We start from the raw sequence: 21,844 nt of genomic DNA, 5'->3' as shown, positions 1-21,844 counted from the left end.
CTCTACTCTACCCGAGCCCCGGTGGTGAAAAATTTTGAGTTCCTCCGGAATTAAAAGTTCCCCGCGCACCCGACAGGGAGCCCTTATCCTTGCTGTCTTCCGACCCTGGGGAGGTTCAGACTATGTCGTCACGCGGGGAACGAAACTATTCTACTTGCCCGCAGCCAGAATTAGGAATTCTCCTGCCACAATCATTCCGGGGCGAGGACGTCCGGGAATGTCACTTTCCGCCACGCACACGCTCACGGGGAAACCTGTGGTAACTTCCAAAACCCAGAAATTTTGTCCCGTCAGCGTGTTGGAGTGCATCTCGGCGGCAGTAATTTTTCCCGACAGTACCGCTCCAGCGTGCGCACCCTGCTGTTGGAGGACAGACACCGCTCCCGTCGAGATAAAGGTCGGCAGGGTATCCTCCGGGGCTCGTTGTGGACCGTCCAAAGCCGCGCCGAAAATTTTTGCGGTCTGGCTAGCCGCGTAACTTGCCACATTTTCATACAGTTCGACTCGCTGTGCCAGGGCGGAAATCCCCAGTTTGCCAGCTCCGGCGCGTCCGGGCTCATGCCCCAACCCGTCTCGCATCGCCACGCAAGCCTTGCCCACGGAACGCTCCACCCCGTCTTGTGCGTCAACTATGTCAACTAACGCGAAACGGTCTGCCATCTCGACCCATCGTGCGTCAACCGCGCCGCTAGCATTGAAATCCTGGTGAATGTCCGCGATTTTTTCCGCAACCACGTCAAAGACGGCAACCGCTCCAGAACGGTCTGCGTACTGGAAAGTCCCGTTTTCCATATCTCCGGCTACCGGGGTGCACTGGTCAGCCGCCTGAGCCAGAATTTCATCGGCTCGCTGTTCAGTGGTCATTTCAAAGCCCACCGCCCGCCAGGTCGGTCCGATGGTAAAGACTGTCGTGCCGTCCTCACCGTTAGACCTGCCCAAGGGGTTTTCGCCCGCCACAGTCATGGTTCGCTCCTCATCAGCCGCTCACGATTCCCCGGTTTATCCTCGGGATTCTCTAAATTTCAAGTCTAAACCACAAGCGGGCGCAAAGTCTGTAACTACACCCCAGATTTACGAGCTATAGTAAGCCTTTTGCACGGGGCGCAGGGCGCTGACTTCGATTCCAGCAGACGTTTATCGTCAACTCCGGACTCAACCGGCATAACCGTTCGGATTTTGTGACTGCCAGTTCCACGAATCCCGGCACATGTCGTCCAGGCTCAAGCGGGCTTCCCAGCCCAGCAGTTCCCGCGCCAAACTCGCGTCGGCGTAAACCGTGTCAATGTCTCCCGGGCGGCGTCCGTCAATAACGTAAGGGATTCGTTTACCGCAGGCTCGCTCCATCGCGTGCAGCAATTCCAACACAGAATAACCCTGGGAAGTCCCCAGATTAATCGCTTTCGCCCCCCGATGTTTCAGCCCGTAATCGATGGCAGCCACATGCCCGCGACCCAGGTCCATGACGTGAATGTAGTCGCGCACCCCGGTTCCGTCCGGAGTGTTGTAGTCGTCACCGAACACGTGCAGTTTTTCGAGCTTACCGACAGCGACCTGGGTGATATAGGGCATGACATTGTTCGGTATGCCTTTGGGATCCTCGCCAATCCGCCCGGAGGGATGTGCCCCAATGGGGTTAAAGTAGCGCAGCAGCACGGCAGAAAACTCGGGGTCGGCGGAACACACGTCGCGCAGTATGATTTCGTTCATCAGCTTGGACCAGCCGTAAGGGTTGGTGGCAGTGCCGGTCGGCATGGTTTCTTTCAGTGGGGACACCCCGTCGGCTCCGTACACAGTTGCGGAGGAGGAAAAAATCATCAGGTGACAGTCGTGGTCCCGCATGGCGCGCACCAGAGAGAGGGTCGCGTTGAGGTTATTGTCGTAGTATTCCACCGGCTTGGCTACCGATTCCCCCACGGCCTTAAGCCCCGCAAAATTAATCACAGCGTCAATCTGGTGAACCTCAAAAACCCGCTGTAGAGCGTCAAGGTCACGCACGTCTTGCTGATAGAACGGGATGGTCTCGCCCACGATTTCCGAGACGCGCGTCATAGCTTCCGCGCTGGAGTTATACAGATTGTCTACACAGACGGCGCGGTATCCCGCCTCATAGAGGCAAATCAGCGTGTGCGTGCCGATGTATCCGGCTCCACCTGCCACCAAAATTGTCTTGTCAGTCATTTCTGTTTCCTTCCCTCACAAGTTGTCATGGTTTACGCACCGGGACTACGACGCTAGTTCACGGTGTTTGGGTTCAGGTTAAAAGTCTCGACTGCCCAGGGGAATCCCCACTGGAACAACGCTGCCACCACTGCCAGCAGCAGAATCGCCATCTCGATACAGCGCAGCCACTTCGGACCGGGCATCACGGCAAACAACCATTTGTACATCCTGGTTTCCTCTCTGTACTACCCGACCAAGCCAGCACCGGGCGCGGAGCTGGCATCACCGGATGGGGCAATCGCGTTCGGGTCGCTCGCCGGAGCCTCAGTCCCATCTTGTGAACCCTCCGGGGCAACGCCCTGACCTGCCTGTTTCATGGCATCCAAACCTTTGAGGGCTAATGGTCGCCCTTGCGTGCGTGGTACCCAGTAGGAAAACTTGGAATACACGATGAACCGCTGCGTATTGCCGTATTCCGGGTGGCAGGTGGTCAGGGTCATGAGCCGTTCATGAGGGACGGTTTCTTTCGATTTATGCGGTACAGGGTAAATCACATCTCCCTGAGACGGCAGGACTATCTCAGTTGACGTGACCTGATAAACCAGCCAGGCTTGGGAAGTCTCGACCACCAGCGGGTCGCCCGTCTGCAGCTCGTGGACACGACGGAATGAATTACCATACGAGCGCCGGTGGGCAGCCAGAGCGAAGTTACCTAGCTCACCCGGACCTTGCGTTTCGGTGTAATGCCCGGCATAGCCCGTATCCAACACCGCTTCGTTCGTGCCTTGCATGATGGGGATGACCATCGAGTCCCAGCGGGGCACGTGCAGGGTAGCAAAAGTCTGACCCACTGCCGGCATGGTTACGTCAGGGGGCGGGTCGGTGCGCTGTTCTTCTGTCGTGGCGGTGGCATCGTGAGCGGTAGAGTTTTGGAAAGATTCCACCGCCACCGCGGTCGCACCTTGCACCTGCCAAGTCGTTACATACAGTTGCCACACGACGAACAGCCCCAGGACCACGCCCACCGTCAGCATGGTTTGCCCAATCCCGCTCATGACCAGGACCGATACGGGGGTGCGCCGGCGTTTTGCCGGGGGTATCGTCTCGTCCTCAATCGGGGCGGTCGGTCTTTCAGAAGGGCGAGTCAGAAGCTGCGGGGAAGTTAGGGGCTGTGCCGGGGGCTCACCAGGGGTGAGTGAGGACGTCGCCGGTCGTGTCGGACCAGCAGGAGGTCGGGAAGGGGCTGAAGCAAGAGACGGGGGGGTTGCCCCACCAGCAACCGCTGGGGTTGTCGCCCCAGAAACGGGCAGGTTCACCGCACCAGGCACCGCGGGCTTTGCCATACCGGGAACCGGTGGATTCATGGCAGTGTGCCCCGCTGCACCGGGAGGTACCGGACGAGTGGGGTGAGACGATGCGGGACGAGCCGTCCCGGAAGTCTCGGCGTGAGATTGGCTACCAACAGGTGAAACCCCACTTGTGGGCACTTGTGAAACAACCTGGGGCGGTACCACAGACGGGGACGCCACCGGGGGCTGCGCTGCCCAAGGACCTGGCACAGGGGTCGACGCTACGGGACCTTGTGGCGGTTTTGGCTGCGTCCCCCGAGACTGCCGCGATGCCGCAGGGGTCGACCGGGGTGCGACCGGCGATTCCTGCTGCGCGCGACGCTGCCGGCGCGACGGGAACTGCTGTGGTACGGGACGCTGTTCACTCATTCCAACCCCCTTGACACGCGGTTAAACTAACTTCAAAATTTTACCAATTTCCAAAGGATTTAGCTTACAGTTATCATTAACCTGTTAAGCATTCTTTTGTCACAAGGAGTTGTTGTGCCCGAATCCAAAAAGCGCAAGCGCGCCTCGAAAGTGGTTAAGTCTGACAGCGAGTTGCGTCCCTCGTGGACTGAGGATATGAAACGCTCCCCCCGATGGTACGCCCCAACTGCCATGATTATCATGGGTCTGGGTCTGCTATGGATTGTGCTGCACTACATCCTGGCGCAAACCGCGGGGATCAACCTGTTAGGACTGGGCAACTGGAACATCGCGGTGGGATTCGGCGTGATTATGGTCGGTTTCATCATGCTGATGTGGTGGAAGTGAGACAAAAATTAACCGGTCGGGTGTTTCCCCGACCGGTTTTCAAAAACCAAGGTTTTACTTATCGGTAACGACCACCAGGTCGTCATCGTCAATGTCTTCCCAGGATTCCTCCGCCCAAGGGTCCTCGACCGGACGGGTGCGACTGTACAAAATAAACCCGACCACCGCGGCGGCTCCGGTCAACAGAATGGTCGCCAACCAGGGATGACGAATCGGGCACTTCTTTTTAGGGTTCATAGCTGACTTAACTCCTTCACTCGCTTTGGAAACTTTTTCGGCAATAGTGCCGTCGCCGGCAACCGCCCTCGACACTGCCTCGTTTACGGCTTGCGCTCGCGGCAGGAGGTCCGTCTTCACCTTAGTACCGAAGTCCCCGACGGCTCCACGAGCCTTGCCAGCAACCTCAGCAGCATTCAGTGCCATGTCTCCCCCGGCTCGCTTCATGCATTCCATATCGATGCATTTCGACAAGTTATCCAGCATTGGATCCTTCTTTCACTCACACCGAGCCGAATGGACACGGTTGGTTCTATTTTGCCCCTTATTTTGAATTTTTGCAGGAAATAAGCCGGTTCTTTTTCCGGTTCACCTCAGTTTGTGGTGGCACTGATAGTGCCAGGTTTGCCTCAAATTGCTTTGCGCGCGCGCCGTACGCATGAAAAGATGGAACCATGCAAGCAACGATTCACACTTCTGCAGGCGATATCAGCCTGGAACTTTATCCCGAATCCGCACCGGTCACGGTTAAGAACTTCACCGACCTGGCTACCGGTGCGCGTCAATGGACCCACCCGATTACCGGGGAAACTTCCACTGAGCCGCTTTATAACGGCACAGTGTTTCACCGGGTCATCTCTGGTTTCATGATTCAGGGCGGAGATCCCATCGGCACCGGCACCGGCGGTCCCGGCTACGTTTTTGACGACGAAATCGACCCGGCTTTGGGCTTCACCGAACCTTACCTGTTGGCGATGGCGAACGCCGGCACCCGCGGCGGTCAGGGCACCAACGGTTCCCAATTCTTCATTACGGTCGCGCCGACCACTTGGCTGAACGGCAAGCACACGATTTTTGGTCGCGTCCTGGATGATGCGTCTCGTGCAGTCGTGGATCAGATTGCCGCCACCCAAACGGATCGCGCGGATCGTCCCGTGGACGACATCATGATTGAGTCCATCGACATTACGGAGTAAAGCCTCTCAGTCCCTCACCCGTCGGTGGTTTTACAGGTACTGTTAAGTCATGAAACACACCGCAAGAGCCCCTAAGCCCTACGTGACTTGGGGGCTTTGTATTGCCTTAATCATCGTCTGGGTCGCCGAACTGTTTATACCCGGAGTCATCCAGCATTTCGCGTTTATGCCACTCCTGGGTTTGTTTGAACCGTGGCGATTCATCACCGCTGCGTTCCTGCACTCCGTACCCACTCCATTCCACCTGGCGTTTAACACCTGGGCTTTGCTGGTAGTCGGTAGGGCACTAGAGCCCGTGATAGGTCACATGAAACTGGCGCTTGCCTTTGCTATCAGTGCCTTCGGGGCGCTCATGGCACAGTGCTTGACTGTATTTATCGACCCCCACGCCTGGATTACCCCGACGGTGGGCGCATCTGGGGCGGTGTTTGGCTTCTTTGGTATGGTCCTGGCCATTCAAAAGGTGCTACGCCTGCCTTGGACGGAAATGGGGACTTTAATCGGGCTTAACTTTGTCATCGGTTTCTTGGTTCCTAACGTGGCGTGGGTGGCGCATCTAGGGGGTTTACTGGTGGGTCTGGTGCTGGGAGCCTACACGGGCTGGGTACTGCGTCACGCGACCTATGTAACGATTCCGGTCGAGGGCGGGGATGTCTACGGTTTTATTGCCAATGCGCCAGAGTTTTCGAAACGTCCTGATTCCGGTGTCTCGGACACCTCAGATGCTCTCCACGCTCCAGATACGCCAGGTACGGCAAATGAGCCTGAAAACACCGATGCTACCGAGGTATCGAATCACTCAGATGCCGAGGTACCAGACGGGTCGGATACTCCCGCTGCCGCTCCCACACCCATCCTGCGCCGAGTCACCAGCACGCGCACACGGTTACGTGACTTCGCGGTTTATGGCGGAGTTTTTGTGGTGCTGGTAGCAAGCAACTGGACTTTTTACCACTTCAACTACGAGGCTATCTACAGTTTCTTAAAATAATCCCCCGGAAACCAATTTATACGGTGGAAATAGCGCCGTAGCTGCCATTATTGGCAGCTACGGCGCTATTTCCACCCTTTATCTACAACTCCAGCAGGTATAGCGCTGATTCAAGCCGCACCCAAGCTGAAACGGCGAGGTCGTGAGACCTCGCCGTTTCAGTATTACAGCCTAGGGCTTATGTCGCCTACTTCGCTTCAGACTCGCGCTTGCGCCGTGCTGCCAGCAACCCAAGCCCTGCACCCGCGGCAATCATCAGGATGGACAAGCCACCAAAGATTGCTGCCTGCGCACCGGTCCGAGCCAATGTCGGCGGTACCTTCGGATGCATCGGCGGCACGGTGGTAGCCGGAGCCACCGGGATGCTTGGCGGAGTATCCGGAGGAGTACTCGACGGAGTCGACGGCGGTTTCGTCGTCTCAGACTTCACCGGAGGAGGCGGAGGAGTCGTGGTCTTAGACTCGACCGGAGGCGTGTACGGCGGCGGCGGAGTCGTCGGCTTCACCACGTTCACGGTCTGCGAAGCATCCTGAAGGTCTTCGTGAGCCAGAATCGGGGTGTAGGTGCCAGCCGGAGCCGTACCAGCCTCAGGCAGCTTACCAGCGTAAGCCTTTTCAAAGACCACCAGTTTCTCACCATCGGTCAAACCTGCCGTATCCTTCGCGGTCAGCGGAATCGACATCTTCCAGCTGCCGGAGCCGTCAGCCTCAGCCTTCAAGCCAGCCGCGGTCACCGGCGAACCAACGATGGAGCCATCGGACTTCTTGACCAAGGTACCGACCAAAGTGTATTCAGCACCAGCCTTCAAGCCACTGTAGGTCACCTTATCGTTCACGGTCGCACCTTCACCAGCGGTGATTGACTTGACCCCGGAGAGCTCCGCCGTGGTCTGAAGAGACAGAGCCGGACGACGCGTGATGATCTGTTTCGGATCAGCGTTGTCGCGGTGTTCCACAATCGGCTTGTCCTCAACCTTGGGCTGTCCGCCATCCTTCGTCATCTCATAGAGGGATTCAAAGAATACCACGTCAGCATCCGGGTTAGCGTTGGCGGGAACCACCATCGGGTTGTCCTTGTCAACGATCCACTCGCTGTTATCGCCTTCTGCGGTGACCTTTGTCCACTTCACCAGCGGGTTGCCGTCAGCACCCAGCACCGGTTTGTTGTCGTTCGGGTCAGGCGTGCCGTCGACGTAGACCAGTTCGGTCTTGAGCCAGTAATCGCGACCTTGCACCAGGTTGGTGTAGGTGACGGTATCGACCACAGCCGTATCCTCACTCGGCTTGAGCATCTTGCCATCGTCCGCGGTGCGAGCCACGGTAGCCAAGGTCGGCTTGACCAAGCTGAACTCGTTGAGAGCGGTGACACTCAAGGTGGCAGCCGGGGTAATGGTGAAGGTCTTGGTGGGACCTTCAGCAGCATCAGTCCAGCCTTCAGACTTCCACGAAACCTTCAACTTGGCTTGGGTCGGAATCTGCGCCTTGGCGTCGGTTTCCGTAATGGTTATCTCCGTGCCCATCGGGAAGCCGTCGAACTTCTGGCTGACCGCCTTACTCGGATCCTTCGGGTCCACCGTCAGGTTAAAGTTACCCTCCAGGGCGGTGCCTTCCTTTGCCTTCTTGCCATCAGGCAGTTTAGCCACGTAAGTAAAGTTCCAAGTTGCCGGAATCTTACTGATCACGTCCGCAGGCAAATCTGGAGTCGGTTTGACCACCTTGGTGACCTGGAATCCACCGAAGTAAGTGGATACCTCGAGCCACTGCGTACCTGCGCCCGCACCGAGATTGTCCTCATGGTGGGAGGCAATCAAGCCCGCACCAGTCCGACCGGTCGGCAGCTTAGACAGCTCCGTGGTGAAGGTGTCCACATTCTGCGGCAGCTTGTACAGGTCTTCCCAGACGACAACCGTCTTGTGTGCCTGCGTCAGCTCGGTCGGAACCGTCATATCGACGCTCCAAGTACCACTGTGACCACCCGGTACGTAGCCACCCTCAACAGTGACCTCGCGTACCTCAGAGGGGACGTAGTCAATCTTGTGAGCCTGACCCGCCCTGTCGTATTCAACAAAGTAGGTGTGCAACAGGTACTTGCCGGCCTGCAGGTTCTGGTACTTCACCAGGTCGGTAATCTTACCGCCGTTGCTGGACTTCTTGCCGAATTGACCGGTGGTGATGGTGCCGATGGTGACTTCGTTGGTGAACTTGTTGTCCGCCACCACAGTCACGTTCGGCACGCGGTCGGTACCGTTAGAGGTGCCACCTACTATCACGGTACCCTCGCCGTTCTTGACAGATTCCACGGTGACGCCGTTGGTCTCGGTGAACTTCACGGTGTCCTTCAAGCCGGCTTGCAGCTCAGCATGTTGGACATCCTCGGTGATGGTGCACTTGTCACCAACGGGGATACCGTCGATGGTGCGCGATTCACCTTCGTGCAGGGTAATCGAGTCAACCGAACCCTTTTGGGCACACTTGACAGTGAACAGGTAGGTCGCCTTGGTGCGTTCGACATTCGCGGTGTTCTCATCCCAACCCGTAACAGCCTTGGTCAGGGTCAAGGACCCGAACTCGGGAATGTCCACGGTGATGGACTGGGAATCGGCAGTAATCTCGTTGTGCGAAGCCACCGGCTTGTGGTTACCCTTCGGGGTCACCTTGCCGCCGTCAGCGCTCTCGTACGTGCCTTCCGCCCACAGCTGCTCGAATACGACCAGCTTGTCGCCATGCGTCTTAATGTCTGCAGCCTTGACCGGGATGTCCATGCTGGTCTCGTAAACCAAGACATCCGCACCGTACTGAGCCTCTTCCGCGTCAGTCGCCGGCTTAGCCATATCCGCAGTGACCTTTACGGTCTTTGCGTTCGTAGCCAGGGCAGTCTCATCACCGTTACTGTAAGCAATCTGGCTGTAGACTTGACCGCCCAGAGCGTAGGTCTTGCCTTCCTCGACGTTCACCATGCGGATTACGTCGTGAACCGTGTAGGTCTCGGGAGCCTTCTTGCCTTCATTGTTGACGCCCTTCCAAACCGTCAGGTTTGTACTGCCGTCAACACTGGCAAGGGTACCCACGCCAGGATGCTTGACCTTTACAGTCTGGTTTTCATCGTTCGGATCTTCGTGTTCCGCCACGGGCTGACCCTTCAGCAGCAACGCTTCGTATGCAACCAACTTGTCGTTAGCCTTCAGGACGCTCAACGGTACGGTGAACTCGACCTTCGCAGCAGTCTTGTCCGCAATAGTTCCGCTCACGCGGGTAGCACCATTGGCAGCCTTCGGCGTGGTGAACTTAGCAGTTCCCACCACTCCGGTGTCGCTGACCTTACCGTCGGCAGCAATACCCATGAGCTTACCGTTGAGAGTGTACTCGGTCGCAGGCAGCAGGTTGTAGTACTCAACGAAGTCCGTCAGCTTGACGTTATCGCCTTCCCAAACGACCTTCTGACCTTGAGCGTATTGCAGCTTGGTGCCAATCCGAGGCACGTCCACGACCGTTACGGTCTGACGACCATCATTCGGGTCTGCGTGCTTAGTATCCCACGTGATGTTGGCAACGTTAGCCTTGATGGTGGCATCATCACCGGTCACAAGGGAGGCTCGTGTCAGGTATTCGTAAGCTACCAGCTTCAGCTCGCTGCCTGCAGCCTTAGCGGCTGCCATCGGAGCCTTCAACTGATCGGTCGTCACGTTGAACTTGATGACCTTGGTCATGTTCACGTTGTCAGCGGTGAACTTTTCCAGTCCGTCAGTTACGACCGTTTCGTTAGGCTGTCCCGCGTTGTACACCAGGCGGGAAACCAGCACGTACTTCTCACCCTTGACGAGACCCTTCATCTGCACCTTATCCTGCAGATCCAGAGCCGCATCGGTCGCGATGACTTGGGAGCCGTCCTGAGTCAGGTCGGTCACCACACTCGGATGATAGTCGGTTTTTACCGTCTGGTCGGAGTCTTTCGGATCCTCGTGCTTCAACGGAGGTTCGTTCGGCTTATCGTTGCGAATCAGGGTCTCGTAAGCCACGTACTTGTATCCAGGCTTCAAGATGCCCTTGTCGAACGAGTTGTAACCGACCTTTTGCGTGCCGTTGGCCGCAGTCGGGGTGAAGGTGGCGGTGCCGGTGATACCGGTATCGCTGACCTTACCGTCCAGACCGATTTCCATCAGCGTCGCGTTCAAGGTGTACTTGACACCCGGAGTCAAACCAACGTAGCTGACCGTATCAAGCAGCTGGGTCGTGTCGACCGGGATGGTCGGGACATCCGCACCAGCCACACGGTTACCGTCCGTGCTCAGCACCGTCTTAATGGCGGGCTTCACGCCAGAACCAACCGTCTGTGCCAGGTCATTCGGGTCTTTGTGAGTAGACGCCGGGTTATTGGTTACCTTGTCACCGCGGTACAGAGTCTCAAACACGACCAGCTCGTCATTCTCAGCCACAGTACCAGCCGGAACCTCGAAGGTCATGAAGTCTGTCGCGGTCCAGCTAGCCTTGTCAGCCTTGAACGGCTTAGAGGTTACCTTGATACCGGTCGACTTGTTTTGAGTCTTGTTCCACAGTTCACCCGCGACCACGTAGGTTTCCCCAACCTTCATACCGGTGAAGGTCACGGTGTCCTTGACCGTCGACTTGGCGTCGGCAATCACCAGACCGCGTTCATTCTCGACGCTAGCCTTGGTGGCAAGCTTCGGAGACCAGACAGTCTGCGAGTCATCGTTGATGTCGTGGTGAATCAGGTATTCCTTGCCTTCTTGGTAGACAGTCTCAAAGACCACGACCGGTTTGCCCAGAATCAAGTTAGCCGGAACCTCGAACTCGAGCAGTTCATAGCCAGTACCGGAGGTAATAACCTTCTCGACGGGGCGGTCGGGCTGACCTTCAGCACGGTAGACCGAGCCTGCCGGACCAATGACCCGTTCGACCGGAGCCAGCCCCGGCACGGCCTGCTTGGTTTGCTTATCCATCAGCTGCCCGGAGAGCAGGTAGGCCTGGGGGGTACCGTCGGCGTACTTTGCGTCGAGATTCAAACCAGAGTAGTCAACCTTGTCAACAATGGTGACTGTCTTGGTGTTATCCGCGACATGATCGCCGTCTGCCTTATCGGTAGCGGTAGTCTCCAGAGATCCAACACGCACCGTCTGCGCTTCAGAAGCCAAATCCTTGTGGTCTGCAACCACCACGCCTTTGGCGTCGACCAGTTCCTCAAAGACGACGAACTTCGCGCCCGCCTTCACCTGGTTAGCCGGAACCTGGAAGGTCACCTTTTGGACAGTAGCTTCGCCCTTCGTGACTTTGACGTTCTTGACTTCGCTGGTGGAGATGACGGTCTTACCGTCAGCGGACATCAGTGCGCCTTTCAGCGTGTAGGTGCCCGGAGCGGCGTTCGTAATCGTCACCTCGTCGTCAACCGTAACGGCCTTTTGGGCCTTCTTGAGTTGAACCAGCTTGCCACCGTTCACGGTCGCCACAGTGTCGAGAGACGGGTTGTAAACGACCTGCGAGTCATCGTTGATCTCATGGTGGGTAGCAACGGTTACCGTGCCATCTTGGAGGTCTTCGAACACAACCACCGGAGCGGTAGCCAAAGCTGCCTTATCCACCTCGAACTTCACGATTGCCTTTACTGCGCCCTGATCCTTTGAGGACGGAGTCTTGGCAGTGAACTTCGCGGGCGTAACCGTGACGTACTTAGCGTCAATCGGATCCCCGGTGTGAACCTGAGTGCCATCCGCCAGCGTGGCGTCAGCCTGATAGTGCAGGGCACCGGTTACGGTGTATTCCTTGCCTACCTGCAGACCTTCGTAATCGACCAAGTCGTAAATCACAACCTTGGCATGCGAATTGTCGAGGTTCTTATCCTTCGAATCAGCGCCCTTACCGTCTTTACCGCCGTCATAAGCGGTGGTGGAAATGGAGTTCTTTACCACATTGATGGTCTGCGCCGGATCGTTCGGGTTAGCGTGTTTGACCACGACCTTGCCGGTGGCGGTGCCATCGTGCAGGGTTTCAAAGACCACCAGGTCCTTGCCCTCGACGATGCTCTCAGCAGCAACCGTGAACTTCATGGTCTGCTTGCCAATGACGCCCTTCGCGTCAGAGGTCACCTGTACCGGCTGCACGGTTACACCCGGCACCTTACCGGCGTCGGTCTTGGAGCCGTCCGGGTTGGTGGTGACGTAGTGCAGCTCGCCAACCAGGGTGTAGTTGTGCTTCGGCTCGAACTTACCGGCGAACTTCACGGTATCGGTGATGACCGCATTCTCTTGACCAGGAATCATGGTCTGGTTCCCGTCAGAGTCCTTCGCGGAAGTACCCATTGAGCCGGAGTGAACTGTCTGCGCCTCATCGGTGATGTCGTGGTGAATAGCCACGGGCTTGCCGCCCTGCTTCAGGTTTTCAAAGACCACCAGGTCCTTACCGGTCGGGGTAGGCTGACCGTTTTCGTCAACCCACAGACCGAGTTCCTTGGCCTTTTCCACGCTCATCTCAAAGGTGAGGTCCTTCTGGAACTTACCGTTCGCGTCGGCAACAACCTTGACGTCTCCGCCATTGTTGAACACACCGGTGTGTACCGGCTCGCCATTCTGACCAGCCATCATCAACTCGCCGTCGATGGTGTATTCCTTGCCCGGAATCAAGCCGGAACCGGTGACGGTATCAACAATCTTGATGGGTTGGGTTGGGTCGACGTACTTGTCGCCATCGCCGTCCTTGGCGTCAGTGGTGACGCCGGGGACGTAAACGGTCTGCGCGCTATCCTTCGGATCGGCGTGCTCAGCCACCGTAGCCTTGGGGTTGCTCGGCTTCCCTGCTGTCTGATCGAAGTCAGAGACCTTGTAGAGTTTCTCGAACACTACATAAGACTCGCCACTCACGACCTTCACACCGGGGAAGGTGAGTTCCATCGTGCCACTGGCAGATGCACCCTTGGCGATACTCAACGTCTGGAACGCGGTCTGCACTGGGGTCTGCGAAAGCAGCTTGCCATCGGCACCAACCGTCATGAGCTGACCGTACATGACGTACTCGCCCGGAGCGATGGAGTTGTAGGCAACCTTATCGGTCACTACAACGCCGGAGAGTTCCTTCTTGGTCTTGGAATCCTTTACCAGCTCCGCCTTCGTCATGTCCACAGTCGCGGCGCGCGTATTGGCAGCATCGGAGACACCGTCCTTAACGCTCGCAGTCGTGCCGATGGACGGGTTGTAAACCGTCTGATCCTCATCGGTAATCTCGGCGTGGGTCGCGACGACAACTCCGCGATCCTTGACTTCCTCAAAGGCCACAACTGTTTGGGTCTTTAGGGAGGCTGCCTTGACGGTGAAGGTCAACGTGTGGCTGCCACTTACCAAGGTGCCGGCTTTACCGGGAACAGTGAAGGTTTCGGTCTTGGTCGCACCTGGATCGTTGAGCACACCAGCGTCGGTTCCATCAGCAGCCTTGACATGCAAGGTACCGGTCAAGGTGTACTGCTTTCCTGCCACGAGGTTGAAGTAGTCGACCTTATCCTTGACCTTCACGGTACCGGTCGCCGCTGGTGTCACGGGCTTGTCGATTGTCGCGTTGGTCTTTAACTTCGGCGTGTACAGCTTCTGGCAGATGTCCTTTACATCCGCGTGGAAGGGCAGGTTTGCTGCCTTAGACATATCCTGTAACTCAGCCGGAGTCTTGCCCGCGAGACTGTTCACATCGACATTAGCCGGCAGCATGTATTCGAACATCACATATTCGGCACCGGGAGTCAGCTGGAAAGTCTGCAGGTTGAACTCGTTGTCGACACGATTCTTGCCAAAGAAATTCTGTCCCGCGGGAACGGTAATCTTCTTGGCATTGTCCACTACAGACTTACTGGTATCATCCGTCTGCACCAAGCGGCCGTACAGGTAGTAATCCCCTGCAGGAACCTTAGTGTAGGTGAGATTATCAGTCAGTTTCTGTGTCGGAACTTCCTTTTCGTTCGTAGACAAGACTCGTGAGTCGGTGGTCCGGTCGTAGGCAACTGTGCTCATCGTCGGTGCCCACTGCGGAACAATGGATTGCCCTGCGGGCAGCTTCAGCTCGGAACCGTACGCCAAGCAACGTTTACATGCCTGGTTCTGGTTCATCGGGTTACCGCCGTTGAATACCATGATGCCGGCAGCAATCCCTTCGGGATGCTTCTTCAGTAATTCAACCGGAATGGTGAAGGAAATATCCGTGGTGAAGTCACTCGCACCTCCGGGTACAGTTACTTCCTCAGCATAGTAATCCCAAGTTTCGCCATTTTCGCTCTCCCAGGAGAGGTAACCCTGATCAAAGCGGTTCCGGTCCCCTGCCTTGCTGGTGGAGTACAGGCGTTCCACGACGGTATAGGTCCGGTTAGCTGTGACGTTCTTCAGAGTCACGGTATCGGTCAGTTTAATCCGACCGGTTTCGGAGTCGACATTAATCACCTTAATGCCGTCCTTCAGAACACGCTTGCCGTCGGCTACTGCTTCGTGCTCAGGTGCGTCCAGGACAGATTCGATGCTGGCGAAGCAATCCCAGCGGTTACGCATCAACACGGAGACATCAGCCTCGGAAGTTATGTCGAACGTGATGGCAGCCTGTTCCCCATCGGAAGACATCATGTCAAAGGCGTAGTTAACCTCGCTCGCCAGAGCCTTGCCATTGGCATCAGTAGCCGTAATCACAGCCTTATGGCGCCAGCCACCGTACTGCATAGCATTCCAGTCGTTAAAGCTCTCGTCGTCAAGCTCAGCGACCGTACACTTCGAGTTGTAAGGCACCATGCCAAAGTCGAGGGCATCGCCGTTTACATTCACCTGGACAGTCTTATCAACGACGGTCTTTGCACCATTCTTGCAGGTGACGTGCATATTCACGTAGTCGCGGTTCATGTAACGGTAGTACTCGCCGTACTGCTTCATATTCTCGAAGTTAGCCTGCGAGTAGTCGGTCCTGCCGTGTGCCGAGGTGGCTTCCGCAATCTTTTGCAGCCTCAGCTTGACTTCCTTGGGTATCAGCTTGTTCGTAGCGTTCAGGCTGGTAGTAGTACCGTCCTTGCCGATAGTGAACTTGCCACCGGTAGTACCTTCGGCACCGAACACAAAGTTACCTTCAGCGCCGACAGCAGTGTAAGGAGTCGACTCTACGCCCTTAATAGTCGTAGATTCATCCAACGACCAGGACACTTCGGCAGACACGCCGGCGGTGGTACCGCTCGGGGTCACCTCGCGAATGTAGCACTTAGAACCGGTGGGTAGGTTGCCGGACGTCCAGGTCTCGTCAGCCGCGATATTGAACTTGTTAGGAACATCCTGGGTACCAATCTTGGATCCGTCCGGGGTCACACACCAGTACTCAAAGTTGTACTTGCCGTCAACAATCGTCGCGGTGGAATCCTTAGCAATCACCTTCTTGACCCTGAACTTGCCATTTGCGTCAGAGTAGACGTTATCTACCTTGACCTGAACAACCTTGTCCTTTTCGACTACGAAATCGTTATCCGACAGGGTGGCCGACAGGGTCGAGCCTTCCTCAGTCTTTGCACCGGCCTGATCCTCGGTGATGTGGCACTTGTAACCGACAGGGATGTTCTCTGCGAACTTGTAGCCCTTATCGGTGACTCCGGTCACCTTTCCGGTTACATTTTGGGTGGCATCCTTCGGATCGGCACAGGTGTAGGTGAAGTCGTAAGACTCCTTCACTGTGATGTTCTTGGCGGCAGTAACCGACTTAATAATCTTAAACTTGCCCAGCTCGCGCTTGTAAGTGTTGACTACCTCGACGGTCCGGCCCTTTTCGGTATTCAAAGTGACCGTAGCGGTCGCCTTGTCGGAAAGAACGTTCTTGCCTTCCTTCATCTGCACAGTCCAGAGGTGTCCAGCCACCTTTGCACTGGGTTCAGATTCCGAGATGGTACAGGTCGCTCCGACTGGAATCTTCACACCGTTCACATCAGTGGTGAACTCGGCACGGTCGCCGTTCTTAAAGGTCTTGCCGTCCATGATTACGTGGTCGGCGTTATCAGTCGGGTACTTACAGGTAGCCGAGAGCTTGACCGCCTTATTGCCTACGGTGGTGTTTTCTCCAGCCACGATGGTCTTGCTGACCACCAGCTTGGTGTCGGGCACCGTGAAGTCATTTGTGGCACCGACCATCAGCGCTTGGTTTTCCTGATCTACAGTGAACGCAACACCGTTGGCCTGGGTACGGGCATTGTGGTCGAAAGGCTTTACGTCCTTGCCTTCCACCGGCTCAGCAGTGCCCACGGTCCACTTGGTCGTGACCTTTTCGTTAGCCTGTGCAACCGCAGGCTTCTCCCACACGACACACTTGGTGCCTACGGGCAGGTTCTCGACGGTGACCGGGTCGCCACCGGCGCTCAGGTCGTATCCAACACCGTTCTTAACCTCTCCTGCCGGAGTCTGGCAGGAGTAGTTGAAGTAGAACTGTTCGGTGTGGTTGCCAGCGTTGTTACCCGTGATGGCAGCCTTGTAGAACTTAAAGCCGGTCATCTTTTCGGTGTAGACGTTGGTGGCAGCAAACTGGAAAGTCTGGCTGTCAGTCACGGTTTGTTCACCTGAAGTCAGACCCTTGCCTTCCGGAACGAACGAAGTGGACACGTACTTCAACGGGTTCGCGTTCGGGTTGTTCACCAGCTTTTGGTTGGTGACGTACAGTTGCGCCTGAGGCTCTGACACAGAACACTTGGAGCCCTGGGGCACCACGATAGCTGCTGATTCTTGACCGGCGGCTACTTCAATGAACTTAGCCTTAGCTTGAGAGCCAAACGGAGTCGCCTGAGTGTAGACCTTTCCGTTCGGGGCTTTACAGCTGTAGGTGAACTTAAAGGTGGCATCAGGGGTAAAGACTGCTCCGCCCTGGATGACCTTTTTAATGGTGAAGCTCGCCTTGTCGTATTCCAAGGTGTTCTTGGCTTCCAGCTGCAGCACCTGCTCCTTGCCATTCTGGGGCTGCGGGATAGTGAACTGCTTGTAGCTTGCGTACACCCCGGTGCCGTTGAGCAGATTCGTCACCCAGGAGGGGGTAACGGTCACGCCGTCAATCTGTACCGGCTTTTCTTTGATGTAGCAGGTGGTGCCGACCAAGATGTTGTCAACGGTCTTGGTTTGACCAGCCTTCACGTTCAGGGTGCCGTTAGTCTTAGCATCATCGTTACACTTGTAATCAAAAGCGAAGGTGGCGGGTTCAGCCTTGGCGTCGCCGTCAACATTCTTGGTAACAGAGAACTTGCCGTAGTTGACCGTCACCGTGTTGGTGGCCACAACCTTTACTGCCGGCTCGCTGCCTTCCTTAATGGTCAGCACAGCGTCAGTCGCACCCATAGACATGGCGCCTCGGTAGGAAACCGTGCTCGTAGCCGCCGGGGTGGACGGGTCGTCCTCGTGAATCAAGCATTCGGTGCCGACCGGGTAGGACTTCGAGGTCCAGGTCTGACCTGCCTTCAGGTTGACGATAAACGGATCTTCCTCACCGCAGCTGATGCGGAAGGTGAACGCCGTACCCTTGAGCGGGTTCGACTCGTCCGCCTTAACTGTCTTTTGCAACGTGAACGAACCAGCCTTCTGTTCGTAAAGGTTCGTAGCTGTCACCAGCACGACGGCGTTCGGGTTGCGCGGAACATCAAATTCCAGGCGTTCAGAGTTGCTGACATTGTATTGCGTACCGCTCAGGTCAAAAGACAAATCCTTGAAATTGGCTTTTTCGATAGCGGGTTTCCGCGGCTCGGTGATGGTACAGGTCATACCGGCTTTAACACCCTTTACCGAGACCGCTTCTCCGTTACCAGCCACCGTCACGTCACCGGACACTGTCTTGCCAGACCTATCCGAGCATGAGTAATGCAGTGCAAAGTTATCGTTGATGAGCTTGCCATCGGTAAACCTGGCAATCTTGCGCAGGCTGAAGGATGCATCAGCGGGCAGGTACTGGTTCATGAACGACACCTGGTTGGTGCTATCGCTACTAATCGGACGGAGCGCCACCGTGTTGGACTGGACGGGCTTACCACCGACCGAACTCAAAATCGTGACGTCATAGCCGCTGGGAGCATTCGGCTTCATTTCGGTCACTTTGCATCGGGCACCAATCGGCAAGTCCTTTACTTCGTAGCTCCACGGATTGCCATCCGCGTCAGTTGAAGGATCCTCGGGAAGCGCGAAACTTCCAGCAATTCCTTGGTCACACCGGTAATTGAAGTAGAACTTGCCACCGTTAGCGTTCGCTGCAGCGTAGGCGTCGAACTTGCCATCACTGTTGACATACTTAAAAACTTTAAAGCCACCGGTGGGTTCCCGATAGGTGTTAGTCACCGCCAGGTTGATGTTACCAGCGTCGCCCATCTTAAACTTGGCTTTCGAGCCAATAGTCTTGCCGTTCAGGTTGACCGGCACAGGGCTACCTACCATCTCAGCATTGCCGCCAACCCAGCGCGGGGCAGTTGCCAAATCGACCGGAGCCGGAGAGTAGGTTTCCTCCACGGTGCAGATAGCGCCGGGGGTCACTTCAATCGAGCTGGCTTGGTATCCTGCCCAAGCGGGGCTTGTGTTAGCCACACCACCCCGAGCCGGAGCGTAGAGTGTCGCGGCAGTACCGTCGTCACAGCTGACGCGGAAAGTCACGTTGCCATCAGCCTTATCAGCTGCACCTATTGCTTCCTTAGACAGGGTCAGTTCGGCTTTGTTCTTTGCAATGAGCACGGTCTGATCAGCATTTTCGCCGGTGTGCTTGGCGATGACGTTGAGCTTACCGTAACCCTTTGTGAAAACGGTTTCACCACCGGCATACTTCGGGTCAGAAGTGACGAGGGTTTCCTCATAATAGAACCTATCGCCCTTCTTAACCTCGGAGGCTTTCACCTCATAGGGGAACAGCCCGGTCACAGTGCCCTGATCGCTAATGTCGGCATCAGCAACCTGGGTGAGCACCTTTTTAGCGATTCCCTCGCTGACCTTCGTGAGGCTACCAATCAGGTATTTACGATTCATACCCGTGTCAGCAGGAATGTTTTCATACTTCACATCATCGGTCAGGGTGATGACTTCGTCAGCACGAGAGAACGTCGCTGTTTCCGCGCCACCGGGCACGGACTCGGCTCCGTTCACCTTTGCGGTGGTGGAAATGGCAGGCTTCGGCTGCGGAATGTAGGTCCACTTCACTTCCAGCGAACCGGACAGGTCGAGATCCTTCCTTAACACCACGACCTGAGCTTGCGTAGGTCCATTTGGATTATCAATAAAGTAAGGATCCTCAACGTTCTTAACCGAACCCGCGAAGGAAATCTTAAACGCGTTTTGGTTAGCAATCTTTAGGGTTACACCGTTTAATGCTTCCCGCAAGCTAATCCGATTATTGGGGATGGGCTTACCATCAGCATAGGTAGCACCCTGCACCGTGAGGTACACCTGGTCACCAATTATCCGACCTTCGGTCGAGTTCGGATTGTAATCGTTCAACTGGACAGTCAACAGCGAGCTACCATCATTTGCCGGCTGCAGAGACACCTGATCGAGGTGCATAGTTTCCAGAGCCTTAACTACGTTTCCATCCTGGCGATGCTGGTATGCAGTGAGGGCTTGCTGGATGAGGTCTTTCACATCGGTGACTCCCGTATCGCCCCATGACATCTGGTCAAGGTTCCAAGCACGCCCATTATCGGTAATGCCGAAAATCACCATCCAGATGGCGTTTTGATAATGACCCCAGTTCGCGCCCCTATTGTACTTGGCGTAATGCCACGCCAGGGCCTTAACGGTTTCTGCCTTTTCCGGGTTATCTTTCGCCCAGTAAATCGTGGACTTAGATGGGTCAGTGTAAACCTTGTGGTTGCCAATTTGGTAACCATAGAAAGGCTCCACACAGAAGCTTGCCTGTCCATCTACCTTAAAAGAATTCTTGGTGTCACTGGGGTACAAAGCCAGGAAATCGATCGCAGCATGATATGCCTGACCTTCATTCCGATGCTTCCGCGCCCATTGCCAGACATTGGGTTCACCTTTTGTGGCGGCAGTCCAGTTCTTAACCAAGATAAATGAACCTACGGGAACGATAGGTCCGTTATCTTCACAAGCTTTAATACCGGGGAACTTAGAGGCACTGGGATGCTTGCTGTACTGTTCCTCAAACCATGCCAACCCTTGTTTACGCAGGTTATCAAACTGCAGATTGAGGTTATCTACCATAGCTTTCTTGGTGCGAGCATCGAAAGGCTTACCATTCATAAACTGTTCCAGCTGATTCATCACATCAGCTTGGGCTTCATCAACCTGCTTGTTGAAGTTGGCAATGGCGGTGTCTTTATCGACGCTGGGATCAAACTTGAGCTTGATTTCTTTCATCGTCGGCTCAAACTTGTAGCCAAATGGGACCGCGCCAGACAAAATCGTCCTGGTGGGGGTGGGGTTCGCCGCGCGATCCTCGCCCACAGCTGCCGGGGCAGGAGATTCGGGAGACAGTTCCGGAGCTGAGGAGGGTTCCTCCGGGTTGGCAGGCAGCTGCGGAGCGTTGCCAGCACCGCTGGGCTCGGTGGAGGTACCCGAGTCCCCGGCAGGGTCTGCAGTCTTACCAAAGATACGTGCCTGAGTCGCACCCGTTTCCGCAGCTTCGCCTTCGATAGGCTCTAAGCTCAAGGTGAGCGTATCTGCGTCGTCTTCCTCAGGCTCAGCAGCGGAACGGTCGGAGGTAGCCGCGCGACTGGCAGAACCGGAAGGGTTAAACGGCAACGTGGCGGAGGAGCTTCCGGGGAAGATAACCCACGCGCCAAAACCCATCGGGGCGTTCTGACCTAGTGGCTTCTGAGCAATTTTGCCACGGTCAGGAGCTACCTGTTCCAAAGCATCGTAACCATCCCACCGTGGGGTGCCCTTCATATCGCCCATAGTATCAAAGCGATTGGCTTTCGTAATACATTCTTTAGGCAGGTAGTGAGCTGTGAAATCCCCGACCTGGGCGGTATCACCATAATGCGCCGCCGCTTCCTGCGGGTCTTTGGTCGAAAAGAGCTGTCCGGTATATGCCAACCGGTAGCGTACGTTACCGTTCGTGCCCATATTAAAGTTGGCATCGGGCGAAACGTTCACCGTGGGCTTTACCGAAGCCTGGGCGGTCGGTGTCGCCGCCAGGGAGGGCATGACCAAACCGCCGACTGCCCACGCCACGGCAATAGCAGAAGCTATCACCCCCGCGGTCCAGTTCCGACCCTTTTTACCTTTTTGCTTAAAGCTCACTAAGGTGGGCTTTCCCGGCTGGTTTTGCCGCGGGTCCTTGGCTATAGCACTCATGCTAAATACCTCCATATAATTAGCCATTTTTCGGTCTGAGCCCTTTTGGGGACACTACACCTGCTTATATACAGTAATTAAGAGTACCAGCTTTCCCAGCTATCTCCAAGAGTACTTC

Annotated in this window: 9 protein-coding genes and 1 other RNA gene; 3 read left to right on the top strand and 7 right to left on the bottom strand. The window is 56.0% G+C overall.

Translation table 11 applies throughout. The features are described 5' to 3' along the window. Positions 1-50: 50 nt before the first annotated feature. The 5 genes from ffs to HMPREF0574_RS06065 all read right to left on the bottom strand — a co-directional run bounded on the left by ffs (position 51) and on the right by HMPREF0574_RS06065 (position 3,878). Positions 51-144, bottom strand: an RNA gene (gene ffs, locus HMPREF0574_RS09295) — signal recognition particle sRNA small type. Positions 145-150: 6 nt separating this feature from the next. Beyond that, the gene (locus HMPREF0574_RS06080; RefSeq protein WP_004007843.1) at positions 151-963 is read right to left on the bottom strand and encodes a hypothetical protein; all 813 of its coding nucleotides are present in this window, start codon (positions 961-963) and stop codon (positions 151-153) included. Between the two features lie 189 nt (positions 964-1,152). After that, positions 1,153-2,178 (bottom strand): UDP-glucose 4-epimerase GalE, encoded by a 1,026-nt coding sequence (gene galE / locus HMPREF0574_RS06075; protein ID WP_004007841.1) that lies wholly within the window; start codon positions 2,176-2,178, stop codon positions 1,153-1,155. Between the two features lie 53 nt (positions 2,179-2,231). Next, positions 2,232-2,387, bottom strand: a complete 156-nt coding sequence (locus HMPREF0574_RS09665; RefSeq protein WP_004007840.1) for a hypothetical protein — start codon at positions 2,385-2,387, stop codon at positions 2,232-2,234. Between the two features lie 18 nt (positions 2,388-2,405). Then, entirely contained in the window at positions 2,406-3,878 is a 1,473-nt protein-coding gene (locus tag HMPREF0574_RS06065; protein ID WP_236585962.1) for a class E sortase, read from the bottom strand. A 114-nt stretch (positions 3,879-3,992) separates the two neighbouring features. Here HMPREF0574_RS06065 and HMPREF0574_RS06060 point away from each other — a divergent pair, with 114 nt between their 5' ends. Then, positions 3,993-4,265, top strand: a complete 273-nt coding sequence (locus HMPREF0574_RS06060; protein ID WP_004007838.1) for a cell division protein CrgA — start codon at positions 3,993-3,995, stop codon at positions 4,263-4,265. A 54-nt stretch (positions 4,266-4,319) separates the two neighbouring features. On the opposite strand, the gene HMPREF0574_RS06055 is transcribed toward HMPREF0574_RS06060, so the two are convergent. Further along, complete coding sequence (locus HMPREF0574_RS06055) at positions 4,320-4,748, bottom strand: hypothetical protein (protein WP_004007837.1); 429 nt, start codon at positions 4,746-4,748, stop codon at positions 4,320-4,322. 188 nt (positions 4,749-4,936) lie between these two features. On the opposite strand from HMPREF0574_RS06055, the gene HMPREF0574_RS06050 reads away from it, so the two are divergent. Beyond that, positions 4,937-5,458, top strand: coding sequence for a peptidylprolyl isomerase (locus HMPREF0574_RS06050; RefSeq protein ID WP_004007835.1), 522 nt, complete (start codon positions 4,937-4,939; stop codon positions 5,456-5,458). A 49-nt stretch (positions 5,459-5,507) separates the two neighbouring features. After that, positions 5,508-6,449 (top strand): rhomboid family intramembrane serine protease, encoded by a 942-nt coding sequence (locus HMPREF0574_RS06045; RefSeq protein ID WP_004007834.1) that lies wholly within the window; start codon positions 5,508-5,510, stop codon positions 6,447-6,449. A gap of 187 nt (positions 6,450-6,636) precedes the next feature. On the opposite strand, the gene HMPREF0574_RS06040 is transcribed toward HMPREF0574_RS06045, so the two are convergent. Then, entirely contained in the window at positions 6,637-21,753 is a 15,117-nt protein-coding gene (locus tag HMPREF0574_RS06040; RefSeq protein WP_004007833.1) for a VaFE repeat-containing surface-anchored protein, read from the bottom strand. Positions 21,754-21,844 lie beyond the last annotated feature (91 nt).

This window comes from Mobiluncus curtisii subsp. curtisii ATCC 35241, from assembly GCF_000146285.1.
GTDB lineage: Bacteria > Actinomycetota > Actinomycetes > Actinomycetales > Actinomycetaceae > Mobiluncus > Mobiluncus curtisii.
The sequence above is the reverse complement of the archived record's forward strand: the minus strand, read 5'-3'. Positions and strand labels throughout refer to the sequence as shown.